We start from the raw sequence: 8,034 nt of genomic DNA, 5'->3' as shown, positions 1-8,034 counted from the left end.
GGCCTTGGCGGGCGATTTTACATTGGAGGATCTGGGCTTCATCTTCGTTCCTTCGTCACTACGACGAAGCCCAGATCCTCCTTAAATCACAACCTCAAATCTGTGCCATTGGTGCTGACGGCGGACAACGATAGAATGTCCGGCGGGCAATGCCGAGCTGGTCCAGCGTGCGCTTGGCGGGCAGGTGCGACTGCTCAACGATCCTGATAATCTCGAGCTTTTCGGATGCCGGATACCTCATTCGTCGTCGCCCCCATCCGCGATCATGCTTTTTTTGAGCAGGCGGTTCTCGAGCGTCAGGTCGGCCACGCATTCCTTCAGGGCGCGGGCTTCGCGCCGCAGATCCTGCACCTCGCCGCTGGTCGCGGCACGGGCGGTGTCGCCGGCCAGGCGGCGCTTGCCGGCCTCCATGAACTCCTTGGACCAGGTATAATACAGGCTCTGGGCAATGCCTTCCTTGCGGCACAGCTCCGCAATGCTGTCCTCGCCGCGCAGGCCATCCAGCACGATACGGATCTTGTCCTCGGCCGAGAAGTGCCGGCGGGTCTGTCGCCGGATGTCCTTCACCACCCGCTCAGCGGGGGCCTTTACCGGCGATTTTTTCAAGGAGGGTTGGGGCTTCATCTTCGTTCCTTCGTCACTACGACGAAGCCCCAACCCTCCTTAATTCACAACCTCAAATCTGTGCCATTGGTGCTGACGGCGGACAAATGGAGGCGTCACGCCCGACGCGCTTGTGCCGGTGGGCGAGCACGAATATCAAACCGGCAGACTCTCGTTATGACCGCGGGACCAGCGGGGGGCAGGTCAGCGTAGGCGCTTGTACCACCGGGCTTGGAGGCGAACCGGCAGGAGCGCGACAAAAAAGGAAGCGCCCGTCCGATCCAGATCGAACGGGCGCCAAGTGTAAGATATCTGTCCTTTGCGAGGAAGATCTCTTCTGGGTTCCAACGGTTTCACGGGGCGCTCGATCGCCCCCGCTTGTACAGAAAACGCCAAAAAGGCGCTTGGGATCGCCAAACCGGGGCGGGCTTGCACGGCAGGAGTCCGCCGGTTGCAGTACAGGCCCCCTTTGCGATCTGATCAGAGGCTAGAGAGTCTGCCCATCATCGACAGTAAAGAGGCTGCCGGTAACCGGTGCACTAGCGTCAGAGCAAAGGTAGAGCAGTAGGGGATCCAATGCATCGGTCTGCATCAAGCGCTGGCGGGGAAAGCCTTCAAGAAGTGCCCTTCCCTTTTCGATTTCCCAGAGCTCACTGGTCATGTCGGTTTCCATATAGCCCGGCGCGATCGTGTTGACATTTATCCCCTTAGTCGCCCAGTCCTTGGCCAGCAGGCGCCCCATCTGGGCAACGGCGGCTTTTGAGGCCCCATAAGGAACGATGCCCTGAAATGCGTGCTGCCCGGTAACCGAGCCTATCAACACGACCCGTCCGGACCCTGTTGAGCCTATGTCGCTGGCCACCATACGCCGCGCGCCTTCGCGCGCCGTCAAAAAGGCGCCGCGCAGGTTCACGCTCATCGTGAGGTCGAAATCGTCCACCGAGAGCCCCAGCGCGCTTCCGGCAGGACTGATGCCGGCATTCGCGACGACCGTGTCGATGACGCCGAATGCCCGCTCTGCCGCGTCATAGGCAGCAACGGTCGAGGCTTCGTCGGCGACGTCCATACCGATCGCGATTGCCTCGCCCCCTGATTTACGAATATCTGCACAAAGTGCGTCCAGTCGTTCGGTTCGCCGGGCGGCCGCAATCACCCGCGCGCCTGATCGGGCAAGCAAGGTCGCAAAGCGGTGCCCGATCCCCGACGACGCGCCGGTCACCAGCGCGGTCCGGCCTGTCAGGTCGAATGTGAATTTTGCACGCATGCGGCGGCCTTACCCTTCTCTTGTCACCCGCGTCGGCGGAGACTGTCCACTTGGTCAATCCTCGGGAGCGATGCGCGCTCTCTTAATGGTCGCTTCGGCCAGCCGGACCTGACATGCGAGGCGCGACTGGCTTGTTCGACAGCCGGTCGAATCGAGGAGGTCATCCTCGTCCGCCGACGGCCCGGACAAATCGCCTCCGGACTCTTCAATATAAACGTGACAGGTCGCGCATGAGCAGCAGCCGCCGCACATCGCGAGCATTTCATCAACGCCGGCGTCACGAATGGCTTCCATCAGCGAATATTCGGGACCGGCGTCGATGAGCCGCTCGCTGCCGTCGCGCAGAACGATGCAAATCTCTGGCATATCTGTTTCCTCAAATTTCAGGGTGACAAGGGGCCGCATCCGGGCCGCGTCTGCGCGACCGCCAGCGCAGCGAGTTCTGGAAAGGCCCGCGCGCGCTCATGCGCTTCTGCCGACGAGGCGGTGCCGCGAATGGCCCGCCCCTTGATCCCGTGAAAGATCGCAGCAAGGCGGAAGAAGTTGAACGCGAGAGCGAACGCATAGTCGGTATCGGGCATGCCGGTGCGGCCGCAATAATCGCCGACATACCGAGCTTCGGACGGAATGCCGAGCGCCTCCAGATCGGAGCCCGCAAGTCCTGCCACGACATGCGGCGGCATCCGGTACATCATCGCATGATAGGCAAAATCGGCGAAGGGATGGCCGAGCGTCGACAATTCCCAATCGAGAACTGCCACGATCCGCGGTTCGGTCGGGTGGAAGATCATATTGTCGCACCGGAAGTCGCCATGGACGATGGCCGTCGCATCACTTTCCGGAATATGGGCCGGAAGCCACTCGAGCATATAGTCCATATTCGGATCGCGCCCGGCGAGATCGTCGGCGAGATATTGTTTGGACCAGCGACCGATCTGCCGTGCGAAATAGTCGCCGGGCTTGCCGTAATCGCCGAGTCCAACCGCCACAGGATCGATCGCGTGAAGCCGGGCAATCTTCTCATTCATCGCATCGAAATAGGCGGACCGTTCTGCATGCGGAACAGACGGGAAGGTCGCGTCCCAGAAGATCCGGCCCTCGACCATTTCCATGATATAAAAGGGCGTCCCGATAACAGCCGGCTCCTCGCACAGCGCGAAGATGTGCGGCACGGGAAAGCCGGCCGCCTTGAGCGCCGTCAGCACGCGAACTTCGCGTTCGATGGCGTGAGCGCCAGGGAGCAGCGGCCCCGGCGGCTTCCGCCGGAGCACATAATGCGCGCGCGGCGTGCACAGCCTGTAGGTCGGGTTGGACTGACCGCCTTTGAAACGCTCTATGCTGAGCGGCCCCGAAAAACCGTCGACATGCAAAACCAGCCAGTCGCGCAACGCCGCTTCGTCGAAGGCGAAACCGTCGCGCACGGCCGCCGTGGCCGCCTCGTGCTCGCCTCCCCCACTCACAGGCCAGCCTTCCAGTCGCGCTTGATCTTCTTGGCGAGGCTCCATTTGTGGACCTCGGTCGGGCCGTCATAGATGCGGAAGGCACGAACCTCGCGGAACACCTGCTCGACGATCGTCTTGTCGGTGACCCCGGTCCCGCCCATCACCTGCACGCAGCGGTCGGCGATGCGCATCAAGGCTTCGGATACCGCGACTTTGGCCATCGAGCTTTCAACCGTGCCGAGCGATCCGGTGTCGAGCACCGAGGCGCACCAGTCGATCATCAATTCGGCCTGCTTCAGGTCGATCATATTCTCGGCGAGCATGAAGCCGACGCCTTCATGGTCAATCAGTGCCTTGCCGAACGCCTCGCGGCGGTTGGCATAGTCGGTCGCAATCTCGTGCGCCCGGATACACGCGCCCAGCCAGCGCATGCAGTGCGACAGGCGGGCGGGCGACAGGCGCACCTGCGCATAACGGAAACCTTCGCCGGCCTCGCCCAGCATCTGGTCGGCGGGAATGCGGAGATTATCGATAGTGATCGTTGCGTGGCCGCCGGGCATCGAGCTGTCGATCGTGTTGGGCACATCGTCGATGCGGACCGCGGGATCGGGCAGGTCGACGAGGAACATGCACGCGCCCTGCTCGGACTTCGCCATCACGATCCCGACGCGCGCGCCCAATGCGCCGGTGATGAAGGTCTTGCGGCCGTTCACGACCCAATGATTGCCGTCGAGGTGGCATGTCGTTTTCATCATCGACGGGTCGGACCCGGCGCCGCCCTCTTCGGCGGGCTCGGTCATGAAGAAGGCCGAACGGACATGGCCTTCGACCATCGGCTTCAGGAAGCGCTCCTTGAGTTCGGGGCTGCCTTCCTTGCCGAGCAGATACATATTGCCCTCGTCGGGCGCCATCGTGTTGCACGCAAGCGGGCCGAGCGGCGAGAGGCCGCTCTTGATCAGCACGACCGCGGTCTCGCGCTGGTTGAGGTGATCGCCGTCGCCAAGGATGTGCGGGGTCAGGACGCCCGCCGCACGCGCATGCTCGCGCATCTCCATCATCAGTTCGTCGGTCGGCGCGCCATGATGGTCGCGGCGTGGATCGCTCTCATAGGGAACGACGGTTTCGCGGACAAAGGTTTCGACCTTGGCGGCGATGGCGAGGGCGCGGTCAGAGATACTCATGAGCTATTGGCTCCGATCCTAATTAATGTGGTGGTTGCGGCATGCCGTGCTCGGGTCACATCGCCGAAAGACCGCCATCGATCACCAGCTCGGCACCCGTCACGAAGCTTGCTTCGTCCGAACAGAAATAGAGCGCGGCGTTCGCGACATCGTCCGGTACACCGACACGCCCGAGCGGAATCTGCCGGGCAAGCTTGGCCAGGACATCTTCGCGCGTCTGCCCCGCCGTCAGCCCGTCGAGCAAGGGTGTGTCGATGAAGGTCGGATGGAGCGAATTGCAGGTGATCTTGCCGCCCGTTTTGGCGCAGTGCAGCGCCACCGACTTGGTCAGGTGACGCACCGCCGCCTTAGCCGAATTATAGGCGGCGAGGTTGCCCGCCGCGACGATCCCCGAAATCGACGAGATATTCAGGATCGCGCCGCCGCCGCTCTGTCGCATCAGCGGCAGGCAGCTGCGCATGCCATAGAAGACCCCATCGAGATCGATGGCATGCGTCCGCTTCCAGTCCTCGATCGAGATATCCTCGACCGAACCCGTCAAGCAGATTCCGGCGTTGTTCACGAGGATGTGAAGTGCTCCGAAGGCGTCCTCTACTGCCGGCAAGGCGGCTGCCCAATCAGCCGGATCGGCAACGTCGATCCTCAACGCCACCGCTCCGCCGCCGAGATGGCGAGCAACCTCGCTCGCTGCCGCGAGATTGACATCGGAGACGATCACGCGCGCGCCTTCGTCCGCGAAGCGCCGCGCTATCGCCGCGCCGAGCCCCGATCCCGCGCCGGTGACCAGCGCCACCTTGCCTTCCAGCCTGCCTGTCATACTCTCATTCCCTGATGGTGGCGCGGGGCCGTCCGGCCCGCCCTCCCGTCGCCGTTATGCGGCGGAAAAGCGGACTTTCGGTTGCTCTGGGTCGTCAGAAGCGCATCGTTGCTTCGACGCCGTAGGTGCGCGGGGCACCGCGAGCGAGATAGTCGAGGTAGAAGGCGTTGAGGTTCAGACCATAGGTATAATAGAATTTGTTGGTCAGATTCTTGCCCCACAACGCGACCGAGAAGCGCTCGTCGAACGTATAAGTCGCTCTGGCGTTGAAGAGGACATAGTCAGGATTGCCGCAAGCGATCTCGGGCGTCGCCGCAAGCACCTGCGAACCTGCGGCGGGCTTGTCGCAGGGATTCTGGCCGTAGGAACCGAACGGGTCGAAGAAATATTTACCCATATATTGGACGTCGCCGCGAACCTGGAACTTGTGCGGACCGCTGTCGACCAGCGTCACGTCGACCCCCGCCGACGCCGTCCATTTGGGCGCGTTGGGGAACTGGTTGCCGTTGATGTTGAGTGTCAGGCTGGCCGGATCGGTCGGGTCGATCTTGTTGCCCTTATATTTGCTGTTGAGATAGCCCACCGAGGCATCGAAACGGATCGCGTCGGTCGCCTGCAGGGCGAGTTCGGCCTCGCCGCCAAAGACGCGTCCGTTTGCTGCACGCAGGAAGGACGTCGCGCCGATGATCTGGGCGATCTGCTGGTTCGAATAATCATAATAGAAGCCGGCAAGATTGAGCTGGAGCTTGTTGTCGAGCAGGCGCGTCTTCAACCCGACCTCATAGGCGTTCACCTTCTCGGGATCGAGGAAATAGACCTGGCTCACATCCTGATAAGCGAGCCCGTTATAGGTGCCCGAACGATAACCGCGGCTGTAGCTTGCATAGCCCATCACATCGTCGCTGAACTTATAGTCGACGACGAGGCGCCCGGTGAGTTCGCCCGAGGATTCCTTCTGGTTCAACGCCGGAAGGTTCGGATCATAGGGCGAGCTGTAAGGGACGAGGTTAGCGATCGGGGTCACCCCGTCCAGCCCGAAGAGGACCGTCCGCGCATTCTGATATTTCACCTTGTCCCATGTGTAGCGCAGGCCAAGCGTGATGCTGAGCTGATCCGTGACATCCCAGACCGCCTCTCCATAAATGGCGGTCGAGGGCCGCTTGAGCGTGAAGCGCTGGTCTGCGGCGATCGGTCCGAACGGTGGGGCGCCCGCCGCGAAGCAGGCGTTCTGCGCCGCAGTCCCGCCAGCCGTATTCGTCGCGGCCACGTCGGCGTTGAACGCGATCAGCGTGCGCGCGTCGAAATAGCCTGCGGGATTGATCACCACCGGCGCGCAGAAACCGGGATCGGCAGGCGTCAGCGAGGGATCGAGCGCAAAGGCCGGCAGCGTGCGGAGCGAATTGCCGACCGCGATCGGGATATTGCCGTAATTGCCGGGCAGGCCGGCACCCGAGAGAAGCGGACGCAGGAAGCCGAAGAAATCGGGCTCATTGTACGTGTCGATCTTGTCCTGGCCATAATAGAGGCCGCCGATCAATTTGAGCCGGTCGCCATCATAGGTCAGGCGTAGGTCCTGGTTGAAATTCTTGCTCGAGCTGTCGTAGCGGATCGCGCAGATATTGTTCGGCGAACCGTCGCAATCGAAGGGCGACAAGCGATAGCGGCCGACGTCATAGCCGGTGATCGAGGTCAGGGTGAGATCGCCGCCCAGTTCGGCTTCGATGTTGAGCGACAGCCCCTTCGACCGCGTAAAATAATCACCGCCGGTATCCGACTGGACCTCATTGCGCTTCAGCCGCCGCCCGCCGAGTTCGGGGCGCGGATCGAAGCGCGAATAGCCGCCCGCGTCGGTGCGACCCTGGAGATAGCCGATGCCATAGGGAAGGTCCTGGCGCGGGTCATTTTTGGCATAATAAGCCTTGAGATTGATATCGATCGTATCGACCGGCTTGAAGCGGAGCGAGATACGGCCGGCGATCGAATCGGTGGTGCCGAAGTCCAGGTTCTGCGTCGGGTTGAAGGTATAGCCATCGCCCTTGCTTCGCGTGAAGGCCGCGCGAATGCCGGCCTTGTCCTCGGCAAGAGTCAGCTCGACCGCGCCCTCGGCCTTGATCGTGTCATAATTGCCGTAGCCGAGCGTGAGGTAGCCGTTGTTGCCCGAGAGATCGGGCTTGCGCGTGATGAAGTTGATCGCACCGCCCGTCGTGTTGCGGCCGTAAAGAGTGCCCTGCGGACCGCGCAGCACCTCGACGCGCTCGAGATCATAGAGCTGCTGGCCGTGGCTGGCGCGGAAACTCTGATAGACTTCGTCGACATAGACCCCGACCGGCGACGCGGTCGAAGCCGAAAACTCGTTCGCGACCGAGATACCGCGGAGCGAGAAATTGGGCTGCGTGTCCGAATAGGCCGAGGTCACCTGGATATTGGGCAGACTGCCCATCAGGTCGCTGGTCTCGCTGACCCCGCGCGCCGCGAGGTCTTCGGACGAGAAGGCCGAGATTGCGGCGGGGACGTCCTGCAGATTCTGCGACCGTTTCTGGGCCGTGACGATGATCTCGCCAAGCCCCCCCTCGCTCGCCGTTTCTTCGGCCGCGGCGGCATCCGGCGTCGCCGGCGCATCCTGCGCCCCCGCGGGAACCGCAGCGAGTGCGAAGATGCTCCCGGCGATCAAAAAGGCGGCTTTCCGTCCATCATTATAAGTCATGTTCGCTCTCCCTGAAAATGCTC

General features: G+C 62.3%; 6 protein-coding genes and 1 pseudogene. All 7 read right to left on the bottom strand.

Translation table 11 applies throughout. The features are described 5' to 3' along the window. Positions 1–127 precede the first annotated feature (127 nt). Positions 128–624 (bottom strand): annotated as a pseudogene (locus tag IM784_RS15845) (transposase); the annotation flags it as partial. A gap of 466 nt (positions 625–1,090) precedes the next feature. Next, entirely contained in the window at positions 1,091–1,867 is a 777-nt protein-coding gene (locus tag IM784_RS15840) for an SDR family NAD(P)-dependent oxidoreductase (protein WP_199556327.1), read from the bottom strand. 54 nt (positions 1,868–1,921) lie between these two features. Then, positions 1,922–2,233 (bottom strand): 2Fe-2S iron-sulfur cluster-binding protein, encoded by a 312-nt coding sequence (locus IM784_RS15835; RefSeq protein ID WP_199556326.1) that lies wholly within the window; start codon positions 2,231–2,233, stop codon positions 1,922–1,924. Between the two features lie 17 nt (positions 2,234–2,250). Beyond that, a complete protein-coding gene (locus IM784_RS15830; RefSeq protein WP_328799567.1) occupies positions 2,251–3,327 on the bottom strand; it encodes a phosphotransferase in 1,077 nt (358 codons plus the stop codon). Then, positions 3,324–4,490 carry an acyl-CoA dehydrogenase family protein gene (locus tag IM784_RS15825; protein WP_199556324.1) on the bottom strand — a complete coding sequence of 389 codons (1,167 nt, stop codon included), beginning with the start codon at positions 4,488–4,490 and terminating at the stop codon, positions 3,324–3,326. The genes IM784_RS15830 and IM784_RS15825 overlap by 4 nt, the downstream gene beginning before the upstream one ends. Positions 4,491–4,545: 55 nt before the next feature. Next, positions 4,546–5,307, bottom strand: coding sequence for a glucose 1-dehydrogenase (locus IM784_RS15820; protein WP_199556323.1), 762 nt, complete (start codon positions 5,305–5,307; stop codon positions 4,546–4,548). Between the two features lie 94 nt (positions 5,308–5,401). Continuing rightward, the gene (locus IM784_RS15815) at positions 5,402–8,011 is read right to left on the bottom strand and encodes a TonB-dependent receptor (protein WP_199556322.1); all 2,610 of its coding nucleotides are present in this window, start codon (positions 8,009–8,011) and stop codon (positions 5,402–5,404) included. Positions 8,012–8,034: the final 23 nt, after the last annotated feature.

The organism is Sandaracinobacteroides hominis (genome assembly GCF_016464365.1).
Classification (GTDB): Bacteria; Pseudomonadota; Alphaproteobacteria; order Sphingomonadales; family Sphingomonadaceae; genus Sandaracinobacteroides; species Sandaracinobacteroides hominis.
This window is presented reverse-complemented; position numbering and strand designations above follow the sequence as displayed.